The 24,358-nt window shown below is 52.5% G+C and carries 19 protein-coding genes and 1 pseudogene; 10 read left to right on the top strand and 10 right to left on the bottom strand.

Features of this window, described 5'->3' with window-relative positions:
• Positions 1-80: 80 nt before the first annotated feature.
• The 3 genes from hpsP to hpsL form a co-directional block, all read right to left on the bottom strand.
• Positions 81-1,289 (bottom strand): hormogonium polysaccharide biosynthesis glycosyltransferase HpsP, encoded by a 1,209-nt coding sequence (gene hpsP, locus IQ268_RS06485; RefSeq protein WP_193876735.1) that lies wholly within the window; start codon positions 1,287-1,289, stop codon positions 81-83.
• Between the two features lie 26 nt (positions 1,290-1,315).
• Complete coding sequence (gene hpsN / locus IQ268_RS06490) at positions 1,316-2,332, bottom strand: hormogonium polysaccharide biosynthesis glycosyltransferase HpsN (RefSeq protein ID WP_193876904.1); 1,017 nt, start codon at positions 2,330-2,332, stop codon at positions 1,316-1,318.
• A gap of 94 nt (positions 2,333-2,426) precedes the next feature.
• Positions 2,427-4,058 carry a hormogonium polysaccharide biosynthesis protein HpsL gene (hpsL, locus tag IQ268_RS06495; protein WP_193876737.1) on the bottom strand — a complete coding sequence of 544 codons (1,632 nt, stop codon included), beginning with the start codon at positions 4,056-4,058 and terminating at the stop codon, positions 2,427-2,429.
• Positions 4,059-4,291: 233 nt separating this feature from the next.
• Between hpsL and IQ268_RS06500 the strand changes: the two genes are divergently transcribed.
• Complete coding sequence (locus tag IQ268_RS06500) at positions 4,292-5,776, top strand: DUF2157 domain-containing protein (protein ID WP_193876739.1); 1,485 nt, start codon at positions 4,292-4,294, stop codon at positions 5,774-5,776.
• Complete coding sequence (locus IQ268_RS06505; protein WP_193876741.1) at positions 5,773-6,459, top strand: GDYXXLXY domain-containing protein; 687 nt, start codon at positions 5,773-5,775, stop codon at positions 6,457-6,459. The genes IQ268_RS06500 and IQ268_RS06505 overlap by 4 nt, the downstream gene beginning before the upstream one ends.
• A gap of 35 nt (positions 6,460-6,494) precedes the next feature.
• Here IQ268_RS06505 and IQ268_RS06510 read toward each other — a convergent pair whose 3' ends face one another.
• The 3 genes from IQ268_RS06510 to fni all read right to left on the bottom strand — a co-directional run bounded on the left by IQ268_RS06510 (position 6,495) and on the right by fni (position 11,131).
• Positions 6,495-7,817 (bottom strand): pre-peptidase C-terminal domain-containing protein, encoded by a 1,323-nt coding sequence (locus IQ268_RS06510; protein WP_193876743.1) that lies wholly within the window; start codon positions 7,815-7,817, stop codon positions 6,495-6,497.
• 210 nt (positions 7,818-8,027) lie between these two features.
• Positions 8,028-9,860 (bottom strand): signal peptide peptidase SppA, encoded by a 1,833-nt coding sequence (gene sppA / locus IQ268_RS06515; RefSeq protein ID WP_193876745.1) that lies wholly within the window; start codon positions 9,858-9,860, stop codon positions 8,028-8,030.
• A gap of 167 nt (positions 9,861-10,027) precedes the next feature.
• Positions 10,028-11,131 (bottom strand): type 2 isopentenyl-diphosphate Delta-isomerase, encoded by a 1,104-nt coding sequence (fni, locus tag IQ268_RS06520; RefSeq protein WP_193876747.1) that lies wholly within the window; start codon positions 11,129-11,131, stop codon positions 10,028-10,030.
• Between the two features lie 326 nt (positions 11,132-11,457).
• Here fni and IQ268_RS06525 point away from each other — a divergent pair, with 326 nt between their 5' ends.
• A complete protein-coding gene (locus tag IQ268_RS06525) occupies positions 11,458-13,494 on the top strand; it encodes an alpha-amylase family glycosyl hydrolase (protein ID WP_193876749.1) in 2,037 nt (678 codons plus the stop codon).
• 270 nt (positions 13,495-13,764) lie between these two features.
• Entirely contained in the window at positions 13,765-15,279 is a 1,515-nt protein-coding gene (locus IQ268_RS06530) for a CIA30 family protein (protein WP_193876751.1), read from the top strand.
• Positions 15,280-15,601: 322 nt separating this feature from the next.
• Here IQ268_RS06530 and IQ268_RS33320 read toward each other — a convergent pair.
• Together IQ268_RS33320 and map are read right to left on the bottom strand one after the other, a co-directional pair.
• Positions 15,602-16,117 (bottom strand): annotated as a pseudogene (locus IQ268_RS33320) (globin family protein); the annotation flags it as partial.
• A 19-nt stretch (positions 16,118-16,136) separates the two neighbouring features.
• Positions 16,137-17,000, bottom strand: coding sequence for a type I methionyl aminopeptidase (map, locus tag IQ268_RS06540; RefSeq protein ID WP_193876753.1), 864 nt, complete (start codon positions 16,998-17,000; stop codon positions 16,137-16,139).
• Positions 17,001-17,169: 169 nt separating this feature from the next.
• Here map and IQ268_RS06545 point away from each other — a divergent pair, with 169 nt between their 5' ends.
• Entirely contained in the window at positions 17,170-17,385 is a 216-nt protein-coding gene (locus IQ268_RS06545; RefSeq protein ID WP_193876755.1) for a CopG family transcriptional regulator, read from the top strand.
• A gap of 45 nt (positions 17,386-17,430) precedes the next feature.
• Here IQ268_RS06545 and mnmE read toward each other — a convergent pair whose 3' ends face one another.
• Positions 17,431-18,813 carry a tRNA uridine-5-carboxymethylaminomethyl(34) synthesis GTPase MnmE gene (mnmE, locus tag IQ268_RS06550; RefSeq protein WP_193876758.1) on the bottom strand — a complete coding sequence of 461 codons (1,383 nt, stop codon included), beginning with the start codon at positions 18,811-18,813 and terminating at the stop codon, positions 17,431-17,433.
• A 122-nt stretch (positions 18,814-18,935) separates the two neighbouring features.
• Here mnmE and IQ268_RS06555 point away from each other — a divergent pair, with 122 nt between their 5' ends.
• From IQ268_RS06555 to IQ268_RS06570, 4 genes are all read left to right on the top strand, one after another.
• Positions 18,936-19,487 carry a DUF2062 domain-containing protein gene (locus IQ268_RS06555; RefSeq protein ID WP_193876760.1) on the top strand — a complete coding sequence of 184 codons (552 nt, stop codon included), beginning with the start codon at positions 18,936-18,938 and terminating at the stop codon, positions 19,485-19,487.
• Positions 19,488-19,615: 128 nt separating this feature from the next.
• On the top strand, positions 19,616-20,245 hold the full coding sequence (locus IQ268_RS06560) for a tRNA-(ms[2]io[6]A)-hydroxylase (protein ID WP_193876762.1): 630 nt from the start codon (positions 19,616-19,618) through the stop codon (positions 20,243-20,245).
• Between the two features lie 41 nt (positions 20,246-20,286).
• Positions 20,287-20,787, top strand: a complete 501-nt coding sequence (locus tag IQ268_RS06565) for a GNAT family N-acetyltransferase (RefSeq protein ID WP_193876763.1) — start codon at positions 20,287-20,289, stop codon at positions 20,785-20,787.
• Positions 20,788-20,965: 178 nt separating this feature from the next.
• The gene (locus IQ268_RS06570; protein WP_193876765.1) at positions 20,966-21,190 is read left to right on the top strand and encodes a hypothetical protein; all 225 of its coding nucleotides are present in this window, start codon (positions 20,966-20,968) and stop codon (positions 21,188-21,190) included.
• Between the two features lie 63 nt (positions 21,191-21,253).
• Here IQ268_RS06570 and ribD read toward each other — a convergent pair whose 3' ends face one another.
• Positions 21,254-22,348 (bottom strand): bifunctional diaminohydroxyphosphoribosylaminopyrimidine deaminase/5-amino-6-(5-phosphoribosylamino)uracil reductase RibD, encoded by a 1,095-nt coding sequence (gene ribD / locus IQ268_RS06575; RefSeq protein WP_193876767.1) that lies wholly within the window; start codon positions 22,346-22,348, stop codon positions 21,254-21,256.
• A 555-nt stretch (positions 22,349-22,903) separates the two neighbouring features.
• On the opposite strand from ribD, the gene IQ268_RS06580 reads away from it, so the two are divergent.
• Positions 22,904-24,334 carry a GAF domain-containing SpoIIE family protein phosphatase gene (locus tag IQ268_RS06580; RefSeq protein WP_193876769.1) on the top strand — a complete coding sequence of 477 codons (1,431 nt, stop codon included), beginning with the start codon at positions 22,904-22,906 and terminating at the stop codon, positions 24,332-24,334.
• Positions 24,335-24,358: the final 24 nt, after the last annotated feature.

A 24,358-nucleotide genomic window follows, 5' to 3' on the forward strand; every position in this document is an offset into this window, starting at 1 on the left:
ACTAATTTTAGGACTAATTGCGGCAGTCTGAGGGGAATCGCAAGAGGGATTTTGCTTCAATTGTGACGCACTAGCGCCGATTATGTCCTGATGCGGGTCTGCACGATTTGTTGATAAGCATGGATCATTTGTTGGGCGATCGCTTCCCAACTATAGTGAGTTGCCGCATGAGTATGAGCCTGCAACCCTCTATACTGGCGCTCCTCTGGGTTCTGCAATGCCGTTCGCAGCGCAGTGGTGAGTGCAGCAGCATCACAGGTCGCAACCCAGCCCGCTTTTGCCTGCTCAATTTCGCCACAGATATGAACCTGGTCTGAGATGACAACAGGCACCCCAGCGGCCATCGCTTCTGCGACAGCGATACCGAAATTCTCGTAATAGGACGGCAGCACAAACACATCCGCGGCTTGCAGCAGTGAGGCTTTTGCTGCACCCGTGACAAATCCGGTGATGGTTGTGTGCGGTGCCAACGCAGAGGTTTGAATTCGATTGCCAATCTGACGCTCGTAGGCTGGATCTTGAGGATTGGCACCCGCCAGCACGAAATGAAAGCGAACGCCCTCTGCCAAAAGTTGTTCCAGGGCTGGCAAGAGTAGATCAAACCCCTTTTTCGGATCGATGCGAGACAAGAAGAGGAGTAGAGGGCGATCGCTCGGTATCCCCCAACGGTGAGGGAGCGGGGCAGCAGCCTTTCCGTCTTTGCCTTGCTCTGGTAAACGCACGCCTAGCGGAATTACTAAATCGGTTGTGGTCACGCCAAACCGCTCAGACACCTGCGCTTCCTGGAGGCTGGTGAAGTGAATGGCAGCGGCACCTGCTAAATTGGGTTTCTCTAGCAGCGCCGCATATCCCTGCTTGAGGTAGCGCTTTTTGCGTAAATCGGCTGGATCGAGCGTGCCCAATGGACGCAAAATATAGGGCAAGCCCTGCCTGCGTGCGATCGTTGCAGCTACGGTACTCACCGGAGAAAACAGCGCATGAATATGGGCTATATCAAACCCATTGGCATGATGCGCTAGCCAGGAAAGCAAGTGCCGCGAGAATTTGTACCGTCGAAACGGCGAACAGCGAAAATAGCGAATTTGATAGCCATCTTGCCAAACTGGATGATCGAGCGGCACGTCTAAGGGCAACTGGCCAGTATCCCCGTTGGCATCAGTCGTCAGGATGGTGACCTCGACTCCAGCATCCGCCAGTGCAGCCGACAACCCCAACACCATCTGGCTGGGGCCACCATAGACCAGCGAAATAGACGGTACGATTTGCAGAATTCGAAGCGGCTGACCCATAGCACTATCCCCTCGCGGTTGGACCATCAAGAGGATGCAGTTGGGACGGATGGCAAAGGCAAAACCGCTGCCGCAGCGTACTGGTCTTGCCGACTGTAGACCTGCCCATCATCCCAAATCGCTTGGATAAGAGTACCCACTGCTCGCAGCAGTCCCAGTGTGTAAGACCCAACGCGTCCTAAAATCTTCGGCAGGGCACGGCTCTTGCGCGAAGGCGGTTTACCCAGCACTTGATAGTTGAATAAGGCGATCGCAAACCGCAATAGTTGAGAAACAGTAAGGCTTTTGAACGCCATCCAAAAATGGTTATGGTAAAACGTGATTTGATATTGCAGCGATCGCGTGCTGATATCGTGACAGCCACCCGTTTCTTCACCTAAATGCACCAGGTAAGCCTCCGGGTCGTACCAAATGGTGTACCCCGTCGATCGCATTCGCAAACAGAAGTCCGATTCTTCCCGAACGGCGCTGCCCCGAAACCGCTCATCAAACCAGAGGCCGTGCTGTTCAAACAGTGCCCGACGGAAGGACATGTTGCAGCCCCTTGCTGTCAAGACTGGTTGCGGCAAAACGGTGTGAACCAGATTGAGGTGAAACCAACCAATAGCCGGATCAAGCGCCTCTGGTGGAAGCTGCTGGATGGTTAGCCCAACGTCGGCTTCAGCTAATTTTTGCCGATCGAGTACTCGTCCCGCCACCGCACCAATGTGAGGCTGCCTCTGATAATGACGGGCATGGGCAGCCAAAAAGCCTGCCGGTAGCTGCACATCGTCATCCAGAAAGACAATTACCTCCCCCACGGAGCGACGAACGCCATAGTTCCGTGCCCCTGGCAAGCTAGCCCAATCAAGCTTAAATAACCGAATCGCCTGCTGCTGAACCAGTTCTTCTAAATAGGCTTGTGTTTCAGGCTCGTGAACCGGAGTTTGATCTACTACTATGACTTCAAAGCTGGGATAGGTTTGCTGAAGCACCTCTGCCAGCGTTTCTCGCAAGGTCTGTTCACGACCGTAAGTTGGCACGATTACGGAAATTAAAGGCATTGTCACAGGCGATCGCTCCTCGTTGCAAGGGCTTCCATCATAAAGAGACATTCAATAGGATCAATATGCCCTAACTTCTATATATCCCTCTCGCTCAGGCGAAACCCGACCGTTTCAGCCGCCGTCGTTTAGTGCTAACGGGCTGATCTTTACGAGAGGCTTCCAGACGTTCTGCCCGTTCAATATCGGGAAGTCGCAAGATCACACCTGCAAAAAACCAGTAATAGACCGCCACTGGATCAACATCCAGCGGGTAGTAGTAAGTGTTGTAGCTAATGAATAAAACGAAGACCCAGAGCGACGCCCCCAAATTTCGCAAACCGCGATCGCGTAGACCTCGGTAGGCTTTGAACGTGACATACACTAAAACGGTAACGACCAGCAAGAAGGCTAACGCACCAAATGGCCCCACTTCGTAGATGAGCTTGGGATAGTAGGTTTCAATTAACGCCGTTTCTCCCAGCGTTCGTGCAGAATTGGTTGCCCGACCCAATCCGCGCCCCAGTAATTCCGATGAGCGAGTGACCCACTGAAATTGATCGACGATAAACTGATGCGGTGGCGACGCATTCCAGCGGCTCTCAAAACTGTCGAGCCGTTGTTGTAACACATCAGGATTCTGGAGTGCCGCTACCCCCAACAAGAGCAACAACCCAAACGCGGTGGGAATAAATCGTTTCAGGTTAGCCACCTGCCCCGTGAGTAGCAGCAGCAGCACAAAGGTAAACGGAACCAGCGCCAGCGCCACTCGCTGCCCCGACAGCACTGCCATAATAAACACGGCGGCTAGCGACGTTAACCCCAGCGTTCGCCAGTGAGCTTTAGGATCGTTAAACGCTGTGGCAAAGGCCAGAAACCCTGCCGAAATCAAAAACCAGCCCCATTGCCAGGGAGCCACAAACGTTCCTGGCAGGCGGATTTGACCATGCTGGGGACTGTACAAAACAGAACCACCTACAAAACATCGAGCGTCCAGGGCTGCCTTGAACTGAGCGGCTCCTTCTGCAAACCGGGTGCCTTCGCATCGCCCTGTTTTTAAAAGGAGATACTGCATGAAACACAGTCCGCAGCACACCAGGATCAAAATGACGGTCAACCGCATCAAAAATAATAGATCGTTGCGATCGCGCAATAGATAGTAAGCACAAACAATTAGAGGCACATAGCCAATGAGAACCTTCAGCCCCAAAATTCCCATAAACAAAGGCTGTTCGTCGCCATCGGCTGCAAACTGCTGCGACATATTGACCAGCAGCATCGTTAACATACATAGCGCTAGCAGCAGGGCTAAAGGTGCAACAAGCTGTTTCGAAACGATAATAGGCAGTTTTTCACGACGACAATACTGGATGACCCCAATGAGCGCAGGAATATAAAATCCGTCCTTAGCAAGCTGAAGGAGAGGGCTGTTGCCAAGGGTATAGGTAATAGTGCCACTGAAGGGCATGTAGATCAGGAAAGCCCAAAGCGCCTGACGCGGATATTTGAACGATAGGGACGTACAGAGTACCCCCATTGCCGCCCCCAATCCGAGTTTTGGGCCACTCGCCAATCCCAGAAGGAAGCCGATGATCGCCGAGAAAAAGACTGCAAAGGTTGTAAAGGTAACCAGTTCTTTCCGCAGACGTTCTGCTTTGCGACGTTGTGCCAGTCGTTCTTTCAGGCTTAACGGCTGAGGATCTGAAACGGTACCCTGCTGCTTCTGTTTTTGTTTGGTCTTTAACATAAGCAGTCACATTCAGTGGCGGTGCATTCCGAGCGTAACACTTGCGCTCGATGGTTTCATTTGTAACCACACGGATTTTTGAACGGTTCCATTCACGCAGGTAAAGTTGCGTGACGAACACCTGTTGAAGTGTCATAGTCTTAGCGCAAAAAGTTCCCGAAATTTTGCACACTGCTATTACTAGAGCAACGGCTATCGATTCAGCGAGGCTCGCCAGGGGCTTTGAGGTAGGTATGGTTTCAGATAAATTTCGGCGACAGCTCCGCCACGAAGCTGAGCAATGGCAAGACGATGGCATTATCAGTGCGGATCAATACCAGCAGTTAGCTAAACGGTACGAACTGCATGAATTTGATGTGGCAGCACGCGATCGCTTCATCGTTGTGCTGCTTGGGTTAGGCAGCCTGTTACTGGGTCTAGGCATCATCACCTTTGTGGCGGCAAACTGGCAAGCTATTCCGCGATTGGCCAAGCTGCTACTGCTGATGAGCTTGTTTGTTGGGGTTAACGCCTCTGGGTTTTATTTGTGGAAGCGGGTACCCAACTTACCCAATGGGCGAGAGCGCTGGCAGCAACGGCTAGGGCAGGGATTGTTGCTATTGGGAGCGCTGATTCTGGGTGCCAATATGGCGTTGATGAGCCAGATGTATCACCTGAGCGGCTCTGCATACGAGCTTTGTCTGGCCTGGGGGTTAGGCGTATTGATCATGGCCTACAGCCTGCAGCTCACTTCTATTGGCGTATTGTCTATTGTCGTGACGGGCATTGGCTACTGGTTGGGCATTCAGGAGTTAACGGCCACAGGAATGCTGCCTGCACTGAGCCTGCTGATGCAGTATATGCCGATCGCCGCTGGGATTATGTTTTTGCCGCTGGCTTACTGGTGCCGATCGAGAGCCATTTTTGTCCTGGGAGCGATCGCCATCTTCTCCTCATTCGAAGTGGTAATAACAGATCTGGGTCGCCTGTTTTCGGACGCACCAGGTGGTGTTGTAGCCATTGCCCTGACGCTGCCACCTGCTTTTTTGTGGAGCTATGATGACACGCTCTGGTTCCAACTGTTGAAGCGGCCTTTACCCCAGGGAGACCAAGCCCGTCCCTTTCAACCCCTGGCACGAGGGTTAGCCCTGCTTTATCTGATTGTCTTAATTTATGTTCTGTCGTTTCATCAAGTGTGGTTTGACTACACTCCCGACTCGCCTTTGGCGCAAGGGAGCCGCCTCTGGAGTACCGGACTACCGCTTTTACTCAATCTCAATCTGCTGGTGTTAGTTGGTTTAACCGTAGTGCAATGGGGGCGATTACCCCGCCGCAATCGCTGGACGAAGAAACGGCGCTTTGAGCAAACCGACCTGGCTGTACTGGCCTTACTTGGCGTTGTGGCAGTGGTTGCATTTTGGCATTGGAGCGTGTTTCCAATTCAGGCAATCGCCACGATCGCCTTCAATGTTGTGCTGTTCTTGCTAGCAGCCGTGCTAATGCGCGAGGGGTTGGCCGGAGGTTACCGCCGCCTGTTCTGGAGCAGTATGGTACTGCTCGCCCTGCAAATTCTGAGCCGCATGTTGGAATACAACACGGGATTGCTGCTCAAATCGTTAGCCTTCGTATTGTGTGGCGTAGTGGTTATTGTGGTCGGGCTGTGGTTTGAGCGCTATGTTCGTACCCTCAATTCATCCGCTACTCTTGTCTCTCCATCGTCTCAGGAGGATTTGTCATGATATCCAAGCGTTCAACCTCACCATCAACCGCTCCGGTCTTTTCGCCGCTTCTGCCAAACCAAATTCCGGGTCGGCGGTTCTGGTTGCCGCTGGTTGCTCAAGCCCTGCTTATTTTAGCCATTCCTGCCCAGGCGATTTATACCCACGTCACAGGGACAACGATTGTGCTACAAACGGGGCCAGTTGACCCCTACGATTTCTTTCGTGGCTATTACGTGACCCTGAGCTACGACATTTCCAATCCCACGACGCTCCAAAACCTACCGGGGTGGGATACGGTGGTTGACGCAGCTACAGCGAATGTGGCTGAACCTTCAACTGCGAATGCTGCCCCATCGCTCTTTGCAGCGGGTCAGGAGTTCTACATCATTTTGCAGGCACCCCAAACGCTAACGGCACAACCACCCCAGACCTGGGAGCCAGTGGAAGTGAGTGCCGATCGCCCTACCAACCTGGCCGAGAATCAGGTTGCGCTCCAGGGTATGTATCGGCGCAATCGCATCACGTATGGCGTGGAGACATACTATATCCCCGAAAATCAACGAGTTGAGATTAATGACCAAATCAACCAGCTTCAGGCTCTCCAGGGAAATGCCCCATTCGTGGTTGAGGTTAAAGTCACTGCGGACGGTCATGCCGTTCCGTTAGGGCTATGGCTGAAAGACCAGTACTACCGCTTCTAACCAATCACGGAAGACCATGCACCCTGATGAATGGATTAGCCTCTGGATGCGGCTTGGAACACGGTTGATAAAGGCGATCGCTGCGAGCGGGGTTTGGAAGCAGGTGCCCGGTTAGACGACGACATCAAACAACTGGCACAACCACACTGAGCCGTCGTTGCAGGTGCAGCAGAGCGGAGTCCAGCAATGCGGAGGCGAGCAAAGCGTGGATCGACAGGGGGTTGCAACGTGCTGATAGGCGCATTCTGTGCGGCTTTGCTGTAGTCTACCGTGTAGCCAAGATCGTTCAGAATGGCCAGATCGAGCACCGTCGGCAGTTTTCTTGTTCCAGGCGTGGCTCGCGGCGACATCAACGTTTCGCCAGAGGTGCCAAACTGATATCCCGCCAGCGTATGGCTACTGCCTGAAGCCTCCAGTGGAATAGGTTGCCCACCGTTCAGAGCGATCGCATTGGCACCGCTAAAACTGTTGCCCACCGTTTGATTGGTGAAGGCGTTAACACCAGAGGGGCCATTTAAGAAACCCAGTACATGACCCATTTCATGAACAGCCGTAAAAATGAAATCGAAACTGCTGGCAGGAATATCCGTTGCCGTATCGGGCGTTGAATCAAAAAACCAGTTAGTGTTTGTGTTGAAAGCGATCGACCCTAACCAGGGTTGAAACTTGGAGCCAGTATATCGGGGCTGGTTCGGCGGATCGCCAGAGGGACCTCCCAGGGCTAATGTGCCAGAGGACAACGGGCGCGCGCCAACAAAAATCATTACGTCATCAATCACCTTATCGGTGACAAATTCTGCAAGTACCTCGCCAGTCAACGGGTTGGAAATGGAAGGCGTTCGGGTGCCAATTGGAGTGTCGGGAAATTCATCCAGAATAATATTTTCCCAAATGTTGGCCGCTGCATTGAGAGCGGCTTTTCGCTCTGGGGTAAACCAACCGTTATCAAAACGGTAGTCAAACTGGATGTTGAACGGTTTAGCCGCCGCCGCAACAGCCGTCGGATTACTGTCGATCGCCTTGGTTGTCAGGCGATAGGAGGTGCTAACCTTGTTGTTTCTGGGAAAAACACGAATGAAGTACGTTCCTGGATCGAGGGTTTGTTGAATCGATTCGGGTCGGGTTCCCTGGCGGGCAGAACGCTTTAATACTTTGCCTGCTGCATCCAGCAGCGCCATATTAGCATCGGCTTTGAGGTCTTTGAGCGCAAGGGTAACGTTACTGCTTGTGTTTAGCTTGAAACGATAAACATCATTTGGATCGAATCGGTTGACTGAATCTCTAACGGATTTAAGCGTATTGGATAGGGAGATGCTTCTGGCTCGATTTCGGGTATTACCTGCGCGATCGGCAATCATAAGCAATGCTTCAATCCTAAATACAACACAGCACAGAATCGGCTGAGTTCAGTCAATCGACAAACTCAGCCTTTTCGAAGTCCTCTCCTCAAGACGGATGTGGGAGCTATAAAGTTGCCGAAAAAAAGTTGCCAAAAAAAAAGGATGCCCAGTTTTGCATCCCTTAAATACTGAGTTCAGTTGGCAAATTCAGTTCATTTCGATCGCCGCCTAATCAATCCATGCGGTGAACGGCAACCGTGTGTAGGTTCCCAGCGGATCGTTGAGCGATCGCAACGTCTCTAGGTCGCTACGCAGCTTTTTCAGTTCGAGGCTGAGCGGATCGATCGGCTGGTTAGTCTGAACTAAACGGCTGCTAAACAACCGCCGCAGCAACCGGAATTCTAAGGTGCGCCCTTGCGGATATTCTTCAATGTGCCAGTCTTCGCCCAGGTCTGCCTGCGCGGCAGCGGCCTGAATTGCGGCATCTAGGCCGCCCAGTTCATCAACCAGACCTACTCTCTGCGCGGCCAAGCCTGACCAAACCCGCCCCTGAGCAATTTCACCCACCTGCTGTTTTGAAATCGATCGCGAATTAGCAACGACCGTGAGGAACTGATCATAAAAATGGTCAACCACCCGCTGCGTGTTAGCCAGCTCTGCTGCTGTTTTAGGACGAGTGATGGTGTTGCTGTTGGCAAACTGCCCTGTCTGCACCACGTCCCAGGTGATACCGTTGTCGTTGGCGATTTGCTGGACGTTGGGCAGGAGGCCGAATACACCAATGGAGCCAGTGATGGTTGTGGGAGAGGCGAAGATCTGATCGGCATAGGCTGAGATCAGATACCCGCCCGACGCGGCATAGCTGCCCATCGATACAATCACGGGCTTCACCTGGCTGGTCAACATTACCTCACGGGCGATCGCATCTGAAGCGGTAGCGCTACCGCCAGGGCTATTGATTCGCAGCACAACGGCTTTTATGTCGTCGTTTAAGCGCAGTTCACGGATTTGGCTGGTGTAGCGATCGCTGCCGATTGAGCCGTCGCCGCCCATACCGCTAACAATGTCTCCCTCGGCATACAGAACCGCAATTTGGTTTGAACCCACCTCAACATCAGCCGCCTGTTCTATAGTGGCCGCATAGGTGGGTAAGCTAATCTGCCGAAACGATTCAAGATCGTCTGCATCGAGGTCATCCTCTGTCTCTCCGGTTAGCTTTCGCAGTTCGCTAAAGATTTCATCTTCATACGCCACCTGGTCAATTAATCCGGCTGACTGCGCTTGAGCTGGCAAGAGCAATCCCTGACGATCGGCGATCGTCTGAATTTGCTCAGAGGTCACATCTCGGCTGTTAGAGGTTGTGACGCGAAATTCGTTCCACAAATCAGCCAGCAGTTGCTGAGTCTGCGTTTTGCTTTGAGGACTGCTTTCTGTCCGTGTAAATGGTTCTACTGCTGCCTTGTATTGCCCTGCTCGAATGGTTTGAATGCCAACACCATACTTTTGCAAGGCTCCAGCAAAGAAAGTCGTTTCGGCGCTGAAGCCGTCAAGCTCCATTACGCCAGCAGGATTGAGCGCAATCGTATCGGCCACAGATACTAAATAGTAGTCTCGCTCGGAGCCAGTCGTGGTGTAAGCCAGAATCGGCTTGCCCGATTGCTGAAATGCCTCTAGCGCGTCACGAACTTCCCGCAGTGCTGCAAACCCAGATCCTCCAGCTACCGAACTGGTATCCCCATGCAGGTATAGGCCGACGATGCGATCGTCTGTTGCCGCATCTTTGACGGCGCGAACCACCTCCTGTAGCCCAATCGAAGTAGGAATCTCTGTGCCAGACAGCGCATCACTAAGCAACCGACTGGGGTCAGGACTCGGTGGCGCATCTGTGATGTTGAGAGCAAGGTCGAAGGTCAAAATTGAATCGGCATCCACTTGGGGACTGGCATCACGACCTAAAGAGGCGATCGCCGTTAGCAACACCGCTAATCCGGCAAACCCCAGGGTGACGAATATAACCAGCCCGGCGAGCGTTGCAAACGTATGTTTTAGAAAGTCGCGCATCTTGAGAGGAAATAAGGATTGAACTGGAGGGAAGTTTCACCAACGCTGAAGAGACGGAGTGGAACACTGGCTTCCTATTTACCCTAACTCAACCGTAACGACTTCCCCACCTTTTGTATTCCCACTGATCGCGGTTCCTTATCGGATGCCCTTCTGCCCTAAATCGATTAAATTGATCGCACCAAAACACCAGCGTGTCTTAGATCCATCAATGTTGCGCTGCCCGTGCAGAACAAAACGGTTTTGATTTCTGCCATTAATACTTCAACCAGGTCAGAAAGAGCGGCTTCTGACTCAGAGGCCGCTTGCAGAAACGGCAATGCTAATCCAGCCAGGTCGGCTCCCAGGGCGATCGCTTTGGCTACGTCCAACCCGTCCCGCAGCCCACCCGATGCAATCAGCGGCAGATGAGGTGCGATCGCTCGAATGGCGACTACACACTCGGCCGTGGGCAACCCCCAATTCGCAAACGTTTGCCCCAATCGACGCTGATGGGTATCTTGCGCCCGTTCGCTTTCGACCCGTGCCCAGGACGTTCCGCCGGCTCCGGCTACATCGATCGCAGCTACGCCTGCTTCAATTAACCGTTGAGCCATTTTGGCAGAAATGCCGTTCCCCACTTCTTTGGCAATGACGGGAACGGGCAACGCGTTACACAGTGCCGCAATTTTGCTCAACAGTCCGCGAAAGTTAGTATCACCCCTGGTTTGAACGCACTCCTGCAACGGATTGAGATGTAAGATCAGCGCGTCGGCTTCCAGCCATTCAACCGCACGTAGGCATTCATCTAAGCCGTAATGATAATTAAGCTGAACGGCTCCTAAATTGGCAAACAGCAAAATATCGGGAGCGATCGATCGCACCGCAAAGGTAGACGCGACTTGAGGCGTTTCCAGTGCCACCCGTTGAGAACCCACTCCCATCGCAATCCGGTAATGCTGTGCCGCTTCGGCCAGACGGTAATTGATCCGCTGTGCCAGTTCGGTGCCGCCAGTCATCGACGAAATTAACAGCGGCGCACCCAAGTCTTTGCCTAGAAAGGACGTTTTGATCTCCACCTGATCGCGGTCTAGCTCGGGCAAGCAGCAGTGGGTAAACCGATACTGCTCTAATCCATTGGTCGTTTGATGAAACTGCACATCATCATCCAGACAAATGCGTAGATGATCGGCTTTACGGTTCTGCGTTGCTTCCGTTGGGTCAGAGGTCGTTGCCCGATCGCGCCATGTTTCCTGATAAAGAGATGAGTTTAAAGATGGATTGGTAGTCATTCAGCCATCCCGAATTACATGAGTGCTGGTTAAAACGTCCCTGCCTGGGTTGGGGCAGAATTGATGTCCCTGTGTGATTGCAATGTGCGTTTAATAGAAGGGCGATCGCTTACGCTAGTGTCCCATGTTGCGGTTCCCCGGTTGGCGGTGCGATAACAATCAGACACATAACGAACCTCCGCCAAAAAGCATGGTAGACATGGCATAGCAGCACAGCGAGGGTTGTGTTGCCTGTTTCATTTGGATGCGATCGCATCTATCGCACCCGGCACCCTACGGTTGTCAACTCATGCTGCTCTACTCCATGCTCCCAGGGGACTTCAGTCATGTCTATTGAGTTACTCCACCGCAAACAAACCCACTTTGTGCTGTGGCGGCCAGCCTATGTCGATCCCACGCCAGCCCTTTACATTGGGGCGATCGGTGAGGATATGAACGCGCTTAGCCGCTTCAGCCAGTTTCGGGAATATCCGCTTCAGCAATCGGCCTCAGCACCCGGAGTATGGGAACTAGAAGCGCAGTCCTGTGGGCTTGTTGATGGGCAGGTTTATTTCTACTGGTTTAAGGTGCGCGACTCTAACCCATACAGCGCCGCTCGACGTATTCTCTATTGCACCGATCCATTGGCCTACACGATCGATCGCCGTTTTTTAGCCCCTGCACCTGTAGAACCCGATGGGGACAAGAGTGATGATCCAGCGAGCGTTATTTTGTATCGCAACGGTCAACTGATTCCCTGTGACCCCTCCGGGCAGGTAATCGACTGGAGCGGAGATCCACCATTAAATACATTGCCAGCCAACAACCGACTGGTGATGTATGAGTTGCCCACTCGGTGGACTCGCAGCCAGATAGATGATAAACGCGAGGTGGGTACAGGAACCTTTCGTGATGCCCTGGCGTTGGTTCGGGCGGGCGCGATCGCCCCCGACTTTCCAACCGTTGCCGCCCTTAAACCTGGTGCCGCCCATCTGGCTGAACTGGGGATAAATGCCCTGGAGCTATTGCCGCCAGCCGATAGCGACGATGATTATAACTGGGGCTATGGCACCGCTAACTACTTTGCCGCCGACTTTAATTTGGGCTATCCCCATGTGCAATCGGCTCCAACGGCCTCCACCGACCTCGCTACTTTAATTAAAGTTTGCCATCAGCACGGTATTCGCTTCTTCACCGATATGGTGATGGCCTTTTCACGCAACAACCCTTACCAGAACGTTAACTTTCTCGATTTTTACGTTTGCTGGAAACCCAGGCATGACCCAGCCGCCGACCCAGAACATGGCGATCGCGATGGCTTTGGGGGCGATTTGTTCAAATACAACTGGTGGACAGACGGCTTCGATCCGATTACCGGAGCCATTAAGCCACTGGTTCCGGCTCGGGAGTACATGAAGCTACAGATGGCACACTGGTTACTTCACTACCGGGTGGACGGGCTGCGGCTGGATAGCGTTAACAATGTCGCAAACTATGATTTTCTGCAAGAATTCAAAGATTTAGCCCGACAGTTATGGGCAGAACGAGGAGGCCATAGCGACAATTTTTTGGTAGTGGGTGAAGAACTCAGCGTTCCCTTATCGTTGGTTCAGCAAAACCGCCTGGATGGACTGTGGAATGAAACATTTAAGTGCGTTGTCAGACGTGTGATTTTGGGGCAGTCGGCCAACCCTGGCGAGAGTTTTGAGCACAGTGTACAAAAGCTAATTGACTGCCGTTTGTTGGGATTTCGCGACGGCACCGAGGCAATCAATTATCTCACGTCCCATGATGTGGGTGGCTATGGCAACGAACGGCTTTATAACTACTTAGTTAACAACGGCATTGCAGATGTTGAGCGTCGCTTTAAACTGGCATTCGTCTGCCTGCTAACGGCAGTCGGGATTCCCATGATTTTGGCTGGGGATGAATTTGCCGATGAACACGATCTGGATATTAGCGATGAGCATAGCGATCACAAGCAGGTCGATCCGGTGAATTACAACCGCATGGATGAGGATTGGCGACGACGCATCTTCGACTATGTAGCGCGGCTGGTTCGCTTTCGCACCACGTTTGCAGCGCTGGCAGTAAACGATACAGCCTTTATCCATGCCGATTTCACTGAAGGGAAACGTGTGCTGGTTTGGCAACGAGGACAGGGCGATCGCCTCGCCGTCATTGTTGCCAACTTTTCGGACTACGGCACGCCTGACTCATCCAGTTCTACTGCTGAATATGTGATTGCTCGCTTTCCCAACACCCCTCTGGGAATGCAGTGGCAGGAGATCACTCAGGATCGGCAGGTGCCTGATGAATGGGCTGGAAGAGAGCCGATCTTTGCCTGGGAAGCAAAAGTGTACGCCACGGTGAACTTGCCATAGCCAATTTAAAGCTGAACGGCACTATTCAGAATTTTCGATCGTCATCCGGAATAAGCGCTTCTACTGCTGAGGTATTCCAATAAGACTGATGCGCTGGACAAGAACATTTTTGCTGGACACATACCCCGATCGGAAACGGTCGGGGTTTCTTTTGGGAACCATTTCATCCTCTGAACGAAACAGTCTAGTGAGACGATCGCCAACAGCAACCCCTCAACTTTTCTTAGGATGAAGGGAGACCGCGAATGGTGCCAAGGAGCAACAGCAATCATGACTCAGCAAAATGCAGGCAAATGGGACTTGGGCAGGTTTGTTAAAACCCTGTCTTACTTCGGTGCCATTCCGTTTTTAAGCAGTGTGGACTGGTTTCAGCAGTGGTTTGGCAGCCAGCCTGATCCTAAGGCAGACAGTTCTGCGATCGCCACCACTCTGGCGGCAGCTACCCGCGAGTCAAGCAACAATCAAGGTGTGATTCTGGTTGCTGGCGCAACGGGTGGAGTGGGCAAGCGAGTCGTGCAACGGCTGGTCGCTCAAGGTTATTCGGTGCGATCGCTGGTTCGAGAGGCCGAAAGGGCGCGATCGATTTTGGGCGAAGCGGTTCCGGTGGTGGAAGCCGATATTACTCTGCCTGAAACGCTGACCCCTGAGGTCATGGCAAATGTCAATGCCCTTATTTGCTGTACGGGCACGCGAGTACAACCCGTTGAGGGGGATACCCCCACGCGCGAAAAATATTATCAAGGTCTTAAGTTTTACCTGCCAGAAGTTGTTGATACTCCGGAATATATCGAGTATCAAGGCATTCAAAATTTAGTCCAGGCGCTCAACTCATCCGTTTACAGCCACCCCATTTTTGATTTCACCCAGCCCTCTAGCGGCTTACAGGACATTTGGGGGGCGCTGGATGATGTGGTAATGGGAGGCGTTAGTGAAAGCGGCATTCACTTCAGTGGGTCGGCGGCGCAGTTTGCGGGCAATGTATCAACGGCAAATTCTGGCGGGTTTGCTTCCGTGCGGACGCGCAACTTCGATCGCCCCATTAACCTGGCTGAGTATGACGGCATTGAACTGCGGGTTAAAGGTGACGGCAACCGCTACAAGTTTATGCTGCGTACCGAAACTCAGTGGGACGGGGTGGCGCACAGCTACTCGTTTGATACGATCGCCAATCAATGGATGACCGTGCGGATTCCATTTGCGGCTCTGGTGGCTGTCTTTCGCGCTAAGTCTGTGAGCGATCGCCCCCTTGACCCCAGCCAAATTAACGCGTTTCAGCTCATGCTGAGCAAATTCGAGTATGACGGAGGCTTGAATCCTCACTTTACGCCCGGAGCGTTTCATCTAGAAGTGGCATCCATTCGCGCCTATCGGCACAGCCAACTACCGCAATTTGTCATGGTGAGTTCAGCCGGGGTAACTCGCCCTGGCAAACCGGGTTTAAACCTGGAAGATGAGCCGCCTGCCGTACGTATGAATGACCAGTTGGGTGGAATCCTCACCTGGAAACTGAAGGGAGAAGAGGCCGTTCGGCATAGCGGCTTGCCCTACACCATTATTCGTCCCTGTGCGCTGACGGAGGAATCCGGTGGACAAGCCTTAATAGTTGCTCAGGGCGATACGCTCAAGGGTAAGGTTAGCCGAGAGGATGTGGCTGCCCTTTGTGTTGCAGCGATCGCGCATTCTGAAGCTCGCAATATTGTCTTTGAAGTGGCAGAAGGCCAGGGGGATTGTGCTCCAGACGATTGGCGGTGTCTGTTTTTGAAGTCAACATCATCGTCTGGTTGATGTAGCCGGAATTGTCTCCACCTGAGCGGTCATTGCGGTTACGAAGGACCAGAAATGCAACGATCGCTAATCCAACCACTCCCAACACGATCAGGACGGTTTCTAGCCCCCACGCCGAGGACGATGACTCTGTTTCACCAGAAGCCCGTCTTGCTGTAGTGGGTTCACGGTTTTGCGGAGTCAAATCTCGGGTTAGAGAGGTTGTGCCATCCCCAGACAGATTACGGTTAATGATGCTGGGCTGAGTGGCTTGCTGAGCGCGTTTTGCCGCAGCATTTTCCCCATAGCGGGCGGCTCCATCTAGCATGATTTGGGTGATGGACTCGTAGGCTTCAACCCACGCTTGTTTAACCTCATCTGTCCATTCTGCTCCCAAGTAAGATTCAAATGTCTTCAGCAAGGCTGCGCCCACAATGGGATAGTGTTCTTCCAGCGTTTGGTATCTAACGTGGCGTTCACCCAGGTCTTGCAACGCTTGGGTCAAGTAGTCTGGATAGCGGATATTATCAACGACCATGACTAGCGTGAGTGCTAGCTTCTTTTGCTGCCCTTCCATGTCGATGCGAGCAAATAAATTACGGGCTTCAGGGCAATCGGTAAACAAGTTTTCATAGAAACTGGCTGAGAATTCGTCGGCACAAGGTCTGATGCGATCGAAACTCTTTTCTATGAGTTCAACATTCAAAGACATAAGCGATAGACCCTCTTGTACTTCGACACTCGTATAAATACTGAAGCCCCTGAATGAATCCGGATACTTTGCTTGCGTAGAATCTCCGACCTTCAACGAGCCACTCCACACGCCCCAAGGCTTCTGTTGCCGGACGCGATCGCACATCACGAAGGCAACCGCCAGCTTACGCCAGAGTCAAAATTTCAACTCCGTCTTCTGTCACTGCAATGGTATGTTCAAACTGAGCCGACCAGCGGCGGTCTTTGGTTACAACCGTCCAGCCATCAGCCCAAATTTCGATGTCCCGCGTTCCTGCGTTGATCATCGGTTCAATGGTGAATACCATACCAGGACGCAGCCGTAACCCTCGCCCCCGCGTCCCAAAATGTGGAATAGAGGGTTCTGTGTGAAACCGTTTGCCCACTCCATGCCCCACCAGTTCACGCACCACCGAGAAGCCGTACGATTCGGCATACTCCTGAATGGCAGCCCCGATATCTCCCACTCGTGCCCCCGGCTTCACCTCGGCGATGCCTCGCATCAGGCACTCTTGAGTCACCTCAACCAACTGCCGAACCGTTGGCGAAGGCTCACCCACACAAAAAGTACGAGAGGTGTCACCGTGATAGCCATCCAGGATCGGCGTTACGTCGATGTTGATGATGTCACCATCTTTAAGCAGTTGCTTGGGGCTAGCGATGCCATGACAAACCACTTCATTCACGCTGGTGCAGATCGACTTAGGAAAGGGGGGACATCCTGACGGGGCATATCCCAACGGGGCGCTGATTGCCCCATGCGATCGCGTCCATTGTGCTGCCTCATCGTTCAACGTTTGGGTGCTAACTCCTGGCTGAACTAAAGGAGCCATATGGTCGAGCAAGGCGGCTGCAAGTTTGCCAACCCGACGCATTTTCTCTAACTCGCGGCTCGACAACAACACTACTCCTTGCCGAGTGTGAAATTGCCCTGATGCAATCGGCTTCTCCTGGTTTGTGCCGTTCGATCGCGGCTGCAACGTTACCCAGGGGAGTTGTTGGTTTTGCATAATGTCGCCTGTTGCTATCTCAAGTTGTTTTGCTGTGCCATGCTATCACAGCAAGAACTAGCGTATCACAGCAAGCCTCACGCTAGGCTATAGAGTTATATACTGAGGCCAGAAGAAACATTGTTCGCTTGGCAGCAAACGTTAGCAGGCGTTAGGAATCGTTGACACTATGGGCGGCAAAACTGATTTGGATCGGGTCACAACTTACATTCCACCCGAATGGAAGCAGGAACTTGAGGCGTGGGCAGACGCAGAAGAGCGCTCTATTTCATGGCTGGTTTCTAAGCTGATTGCCAATGCGCTACAGGAGCGCCGCGAGCAGGTCATCCCAGCAGAAACTAAAAACCTTCTCAAGCCCTCGTCAAGTTCTACAAAAACTCGCTAGAGCCTGTCCGTGACGAGTGAACGAAGCATTGACGATCGCGATCGCTCATTTTCCAATACAGAAGCGGCTAAAGATGCGATCGAGGACGGATTCGGTCACATCTTCTCCGGTAATTTCACCTAACGCCTGAATTGCACTACGAAGATCGATCGTCCAGAAGTCGAGCGGAAGCTGGTCGGCAATGGTCATTTGCACCTGGGACAAAGCCGTTTTAGCGCGAGTCAGCGCTGCCGCCTGTCGCTGGTTAATTGCCAATTCTAAATCGCTTGCGTGCAGCGCTCCAGCGTGCACCGTGGCTAAAATTGCCTGTTCTAGCGCGTCAATGCCTTGATGACGAGCCGCCACTGTTTCCACCCGTGATTGAATAGTTTGAGGAATGTCCCGATCATGCCCATCGGCCAAATCGACTTTGTTGATGACTAAAATCAACGGGCGATGCTGCACCTGTTCATAAATCGCCTGGTCTGCTTCCGTCCAGCCTACCTGCGCGTCGATGGTCAACAGCACTAAGTCTGCCGCCTGGGCAACTGTGCGCGATCGCTCCACCCCCAATTGTTCCACCCGATCAACCGCCTCACGAATTCCGGCAGTATCCAGCACTTGCACCGGAATGCCTCCAACGACAAGTTGCGATTCAACGACATCTCGTGTTGTGCCTGGTAGGTCAGTTACAATGGCGCGATCGCTTCGGCTCCAGGCATTGAGCAAGCTCGACTTACCCACATTCGGGCGACCCACGATCGCCACCTTCACACCAGAGCGCAGCAACTCCCCTTGATTGGCCGTAGCCAAAATACGCTCCACTTCATGCCGCACCTGCGCCAGTTGTGCTTTAACCTCCGGTTCGTTCAGGGGCGGCAAATCTTCCTCAAAGTCAATTCGGGCTTCCACCTCGGCCAAAAGATCCAGACAGGTGGCGCGGAGTTGGCGAATAGGATGAGCGAGTTTGCCCTGTAACCCGGCAAGAGCCGTTTGAGCCGCTTGAGGCGATCGCGCCCCCACCAGATCGGCAATACTTTCGGCCTGGGTCAGGTCTAGCCGTCCATTCAGAAACGCCCTGAGCGTAAATTCTCCCGGTTGAGCCAGTTTGGCACCCTGCTCCAGGCAAAGCTGAAGCACCTGCTGCACCGCCATAATGCCACCGTGACAGTGAAATTCAACCACATCTTCACGGGTGTAAGACCGGGGTGCCTGCATCAGCAGCAGCAAGGCTTCATCAATCACCTGGTGTGTTTGCGGATGGCGAATGTATCCATACAAAATTCGGTGGCTTTCCCACGGTTGCTGCCCCGGTGCGTGAAACAGCGCGTGGGCGATCGCCATCGCTTCTAACCCTGACATTCGCACAATGCCGACACTGCCCTGCTGCGGCACAATGGCCGTAGCGATCGCTGCAATAGTGCTACTTGAGAATTCGCTTTGTGTCATATCCCTGATGTAACCTTAAAGTTTTCACGAAGGGAAGTGTATGGACAGACACAACAAACCCGTCCTTAAGAACCAGCGTAATAAAATAGAAACAAAATAGTATTGATGACTCTTTAATAAATATGCCTCGCCCCAATTCGCCTGCACCGACGATCGACTCTGTGAAGCAGTTGCAGGAACTCAAAGCTCGAAACCGATGGCGACGGCAACTCCGCTATTTTTATCATCGATTCGTCCGCATTCAGGGAAAACCAGAAGCGATCGCCAGGGGACTTGCAGCAGGAGTCTTTGCCGGATGGTTTCCGCTGTTTGGCCTGCAAATTATTTTGGGAATTGCGATCGCCACTGCTGTGCGGGGCAATAAAATTATGGCGGCTGCTGGGACATGGGTCAGTAATCCGTTCACCTATGTGCCAATTTATGCCTTCAATTTTCAAGTCGGGCAATGGGTTCTTCGCTCGGGACAAGAATCTTATGGGTTTGGCGGCTTGCAGTCCTGGCAAGAGGTAATGTCCCTCGGAGCCGATTTCCTCTTCACCTTGGTGGTTGGCTGTTTTGTGGTGGGTATCGTCGGTGCGATCGTTAGCTATTTTGCAGGACTGCGGATAGTTCGCTATGTTCGGCAACAGCAACAGCTTCGCCGCTGCCAAAAACGGCTCAAAAAGCAACTTTAACGTTCTCAAGTATGGGCAAGCGCCAAACCTGTAGGGGGCTGGATAGGTTGCAAGTCATTGACTCCCACACCGTAAAGGGTCAACTTTTTGTAATCCGTAGATTAATCTAGAAGGTGGGATGTCTACACATGCCTGCACACAGGTTATTCACTCGACAATTGACTCTTTCACCTCTCCCAACCATCAAATTTCTACAACAGCCTACGTCACCTGCCTGGGTGGAACAGGCGATCGCCAATTTGGATACAATTTTGCTCGACCATTCGCAATGCGAACGCAAAGCTGCTGGAGTCGCGCTTAATCTCATCTTTCGCTATCCTTCCAGTGCCAAGCTGGTGCGAACCTTAACGGCGATCGCTCAAGAAGAACTGGAACACTTCGAGCAGGTGAATCAATGGCTGGATCGACGCGGCATTCCATTGGCGCCGCTGGCTCCACCGCCCTACGGTGCCGGATTGCGCGCCCAGATTCGCCGTCAGGAACCCGATCGCATGTTAGATTCGCTGCTGGTATCTGGGTTAATTGAAGCCCGCAGCCACGAGCGGTTAGGACTACTGGCTACCCACTGTCCAGAGCCTGAACTGGCTCAGTTTTATCGCGGGTTGATGGCCTCCGAAGCTCGCCATTATGGAATTTACTGGACGTTAGCCACCACCTATTTCGATCGCCCTCTGATTACTGAACGGCTAGAAGAACTGGCGGCAATTGAAAGTGATCTGCTCTCATCGCTACACCCTGCCCCTCGAATTCACAGCTAACGGTTCCTTGTGCTTTCTTTGTTTACCGATTCCACGATTTCATGCAAGCTTACTATCAAGATTTTCTGATTCGTGATTGGCAACCGAGCGATCGCACCGTTGCCAGTCAGTTGATTCGTTCAGTGCTGGCAGAATATCGTCTGTGTTGCGAACCAGACGGAGCCGATTGGGATGTGCTCAATATTGAAGAGGCGTATTGGGCAAAGGGTGGCGAGTTTTGGGTGGTAGAGCAACGGGGAACCCTGGTTGGTACCGCCGCCTACTATCCTGTGCCACGGGGAGAGAAGGCCGTAGAAATTCGTAAAATGTACCTCCAACCTGCCGCTAGAGGACATGGATTAGGGCGCTATTTACTGCAAGCCCTTGAACACCGAATTGCAGAGCAAGGATTTTGCCAAATCTGGATTGAAACAGCCAGTGTCTTAGCTGAAGCCGTAACGCTATACGAGCGCAATGGGTATCAGCCCAGTTCGGGTGTTGAAACTGCACGGTGCGATCGCGTCTATACCAAGTTCCTAACGGTTTTGTCGCCATTAGAATGACATTTGATTCCAATGATCTTTGTAATAAGCGCCAAATCTATCAGAGGAGCGATTAGCCGTTTCAAATGGATTCTAGCTAGAGACAGAGAATAGCAACAATGAGTTTCATCCTTAGAGAGTAAGAGATTTTTTTGTCTTTCTGCGAAAGTTAATTCATTCCATTGCAGGAGATCCTTTTATGAAACTCAAGTTCTTAGCTATTCCTTTAGTCCTTGGTGCTGCATTAGCCGTTAGCGCTTGCGAGGCTCCCACCACTGAAACCGATCCCGTGGCTCCCGGTGCAACCGACCCCGCTGCCCCTGGTACCACTACCGACCCTGCGGCTCCCGGCGCAACCGACCCCGCTGCTCCTGATACCACCGCTCCCGCAGATCCAGCAGCACCTGCTCCTGCCGCTCCATAGGCTTTATTAAAAAGCTAGTTCTCTACGTTCTTTAGAGTCGCGTATGCCTGTCAACGCTCAATGCTAGTTGCGAGCGATTGGCAGGTATCCTTCGATCAGCAGGTCGGGTGCAACCGATCGCCATCGCACCCCGTTTAGCTCAATGGCTTCAGTCATCTGGGTTAATCCCAGATCACCCACAGGGGATGAAGCGATCGCCCCACCGATCAGTTTGGGAGCAACAAACGCCAAAATCTTTTGAACAGCACCATCAGCGATCGCCTTTGCTGCCAATGTGCCACCACATTCCCATAGTACCGACAGCATTCCACGCTGATATAAATGAGCCATCACCGCAGCAGGAGACAAAACGGGCAACTCGATCACTTCCACCCCCTGTTGCACTAACGCCAGTTGAGTATCTGGTTGGGTGCCTGTCTCTGTAAATACCAGTGTTGGCGCAGTCTGGGCATGCCAAAGCTGTGCTGTTAGCGGTATGTCTAACGTGCGGCTCATCACAACCCGTAGCGGGTCGTGCCCAACCTGGTGGCTCGTTAGCAGTGGGTTATCACGCCGTACTGTATTCCCTCCAACCACCACCGCGTCACACCCTGCTCGCAGTTGATGCACCAGCGATCGCGCGGCGGCTGAAGTTACCCAGGCACTATGCCCGGTCGTCGTAGCAATCTTGCCGTCCAGGGTCATTGCATACTTCAAGATGCCAAACGGACGCTGATAAAGGATGCGAAACACAAACGCTTCATTCAATTCCTGGCAGGCCGCTTCCTCAACCCCCACTACTACGTCAATTCCTGCCTGCCTCAAACGCTCTACCCCGCTTCCGGCAACCCTGGGATTGGGGTCAATCATACCCACGACTACTTTAGAAACGCCCGCTGCAATCAGCGCTTCTGAACAGGGTGGTGTGCGTCCATAGTGATTGCACGGCTCCAGGTTGACATAAACCGTTGCTCCCCTGGCGCGATCGCCCGCTGCCTTTAGTGCAAACACTTCAGCATGGGGCTGTCCAGCACCGGGATGAAAGCCCTCCCCCACAATCTGCCCCTCTTGAACGACCACAGAGCCGACCAGTGGATTCGGGGCGGTTTGTCCCTGCGCTCGTCGTGCCAGATCGAGGCAGTGCTGCATCATTTGCCGATCAAACTCATCATTTACCATAGGAGCTGAAGTATGAGGTCTGCCATACACCGTTTAAAGTTGGACTGCTGAACTTAGATATGCGTAACAGGGGACTGGAAAAAAATAGGTTCAAAACGGAGCGGGTTGTTCCATTTTGATCGGTTCCTGTGATCTGTTTAATTTTCTATACGCGCTAAAAATCATCTATACGTCCTGACATCTAAGCTATAACTGAGTCTTGAGAGCCAAAACTTGAACGGGCGATCGCCCTATTCGGGAAACACGAATCCCCAGGTGGTTGCAGAACAAGGAAGGGGTGATAAAACGATATAGACAGAAATCACCGCGTTTAACGTGTCAAGCGTGTTTCTTGTGAAAAGGACTGAGTTTACCCTTAAACTAAATCAAATCGCTTTTGTCAAGCTTGTGTTAACTCTAACGAGCCGAATCGGGTAGAAATTTATATTGAAATCCCCTGGTATTCGTTAGAATTTATCCCAACCATTCCGAAGTTGCGGCTCCACAGGTTGTTTCATTAAATTCAGTGACATTCCGCTGTTATAAATTAAGCTTATTCAGTCCCTCCTTCGTCCAATGACTGCTGTGCCCGTCCCTCGACAGCCTTCCCAATCTCCTGATACTGATGGTGGCAGTTCACCGTCAGACATCACGCCTGTTTTTGCGCTGAAGGAACTGGTATCACGCCTGCATCGTGAGCAAAACAAGATTCAAGACTTGCTCAGTTCGTTGGGGTTTGCACTGCGAAGCTTTAAAAACTTGAATCAGTTTTTAGAGCTAACGCCGCTGATTGCCAGTCGGGTTACGGATGCAGACGGGGGCGCTTTGGTGTTGTTCAAACCCAACGGCCAAATGCGGTTAGAACGGCTGCACTGCCAGGACAGCCACCAATGTCACGATATTCGCAAGGCATTGGAAACCGCGACTCGCCAGTTAACAGCATCAACGGTGCCGTCTCCCGGCAAAGTAGTCGTGCCGTTCAGCAATCTGACCACCGCGTTAGATCACCATGTTAGCCACTCGTTGGGGTCTGAAATTCAGCTATTTGGAACGGCAATTTTAGCCAAAAATACAGAACGAGGGCGGCTTTATGTCTTCAGCCGCGATCCAGACTATGCCTGGACCGAAACTCGGCAAAAGCTAGTGCGGCTTGTGGCCGACCAAACGGCTGTTGCGATCGAAAACGATGAGCTGACGGTAGAACTCCGTAAGAAAGAACGCCTCGACCGAGAACTCGAAATTGGTGCTGAAATTCAGCATCAACTGCTGCCGCGTCAGTGCCCTCAAATTAAAGGAATTGAACTGGCCGCCCGCTGCCAGACGGCAAACCGCGTGGGTGGCGATTACTACGATTTCATCCCGGCTAATTACGATCAAATTCGTCCTCGTAAGACGGGACGAGGCGAACCAGGACGCTGGAGCATTGCCATTGGCGATGTTATGGGAAAAGGGGTTCCTGCTGGGCTAATCATGACCATGCTGCGGGGAATGCTGCGAGCAGAGGTGCTGAACGGTCACTCACCCGCTCGAATTTTGCAACACCTTAACCACGTCATGTATGGCGACCTGGAAAACTCCAACCGCTTTGTGACGCTGTTTTACTCCGAGTTTGACCCGGCTACGCGCACTCTGTCTTACAGCAATGCAGCGCATCATCCGCCTTTGCTGTGGCAAGCCGCAACGAACACCATCAAGCGCCTGGATACGCTGGGCATGTTGATTGGGTTAGACATGGATACTCGCTACCACGATGCTCATGTGGAGCTTAATCCGGGCGACACAATTATCTATTACACCGATGGCTTTACAGATGCGGCCAATCAAAGCGGTAGTCGGTTTGATGAAGAAAATCTGATTCAGGCCTTTCAGTGGGCATGCCATCACTGCGATGGGCCGCAGGGTGTTTTAGACCATCTGTTCAACCAGGTGCAGCAATTTATTGGTGTCGATCGCCACAACGACGATGATATGACGCTGATCGTTCTGCAAATGTCGCCTGCCGAGTAGCATTCTGCTCACCGCTGAGTGAAC

This window comes from Oculatella sp. LEGE 06141, from assembly GCF_015207605.1.
In the GTDB taxonomy this organism is placed as follows: Bacteria; Cyanobacteriota; Cyanobacteriia; order Elainellales; family Elainellaceae; genus Oculatella.

What these genes read in the sequence shown, in the direction of transcription:
- IQ268_RS06560 (WP_193876762.1), top strand. Translation starts at nt 19,616, where the DNA reads ATGCCTGCACACAGGTTATTCACTCGACAATTGACTCTTTCACCTCTC.
- map (WP_193876753.1), bottom strand. Translation starts at nt 17,000, where the DNA reads ATGCAAAACCAACAACTCCCCTGGGTAACGTTGCAGCCGCGATCGAAC.
- mnmE (WP_193876758.1), bottom strand. Translation starts at nt 18,813, where the DNA reads ATGACACAAAGCGAATTCTCAAGTAGCACTATTGCAGCGATCGCTACG.
- IQ268_RS06510 (WP_193876743.1), bottom strand. Translation starts at nt 7,817, where the DNA reads ATGATTGCCGATCGCGCAGGTAATACCCGAAATCGAGCCAGAAGCATC.
- IQ268_RS06505 (WP_193876741.1), top strand. Translation starts at nt 5,773, where the DNA reads ATGATATCCAAGCGTTCAACCTCACCATCAACCGCTCCGGTCTTTTCG.
- IQ268_RS06530 (WP_193876751.1), top strand. Translation starts at nt 13,765, where the DNA reads ATGACTCAGCAAAATGCAGGCAAATGGGACTTGGGCAGGTTTGTTAAA.
- IQ268_RS06570 (WP_193876765.1), top strand. Translation starts at nt 20,966, where the DNA reads ATGAAACTCAAGTTCTTAGCTATTCCTTTAGTCCTTGGTGCTGCATTA.
- hpsL (WP_193876737.1), bottom strand. Translation starts at nt 4,058, where the DNA reads ATGTTAAAGACCAAACAAAAACAGAAGCAGCAGGGTACCGTTTCAGAT.
- fni (WP_193876747.1), bottom strand. Translation starts at nt 11,131, where the DNA reads ATGACTACCAATCCATCTTTAAACTCATCTCTTTATCAGGAAACATGG.
- IQ268_RS06500 (WP_193876739.1), top strand. Translation starts at nt 4,292, where the DNA reads ATGGTTTCAGATAAATTTCGGCGACAGCTCCGCCACGAAGCTGAGCAA.
- IQ268_RS06545 (WP_193876755.1), top strand. Translation starts at nt 17,170, where the DNA reads ATGGGCGGCAAAACTGATTTGGATCGGGTCACAACTTACATTCCACCC.
- IQ268_RS06580 (WP_193876769.1), top strand. Translation starts at nt 22,904, where the DNA reads ATGACTGCTGTGCCCGTCCCTCGACAGCCTTCCCAATCTCCTGATACT.
- hpsN (WP_193876904.1), bottom strand. Translation starts at nt 2,332, where the DNA reads ATGCCTTTAATTTCCGTAATCGTGCCAACTTACGGTCGTGAACAGACC.
- hpsP (WP_193876735.1), bottom strand. Translation starts at nt 1,289, where the DNA reads ATGGGTCAGCCGCTTCGAATTCTGCAAATCGTACCGTCTATTTCGCTG.
- IQ268_RS06555 (WP_193876760.1), top strand. Translation starts at nt 18,936, where the DNA reads ATGCCTCGCCCCAATTCGCCTGCACCGACGATCGACTCTGTGAAGCAG.
- ribD (WP_193876767.1), bottom strand. Translation starts at nt 22,348, where the DNA reads ATGGTAAATGATGAGTTTGATCGGCAAATGATGCAGCACTGCCTCGAT.
- IQ268_RS06525 (WP_193876749.1), top strand. Translation starts at nt 11,458, where the DNA reads ATGTCTATTGAGTTACTCCACCGCAAACAAACCCACTTTGTGCTGTGG.
- sppA (WP_193876745.1), bottom strand. Translation starts at nt 9,860, where the DNA reads ATGCGCGACTTTCTAAAACATACGTTTGCAACGCTCGCCGGGCTGGTT.
- IQ268_RS06565 (WP_193876763.1), top strand. Translation starts at nt 20,287, where the DNA reads ATGCAAGCTTACTATCAAGATTTTCTGATTCGTGATTGGCAACCGAGC.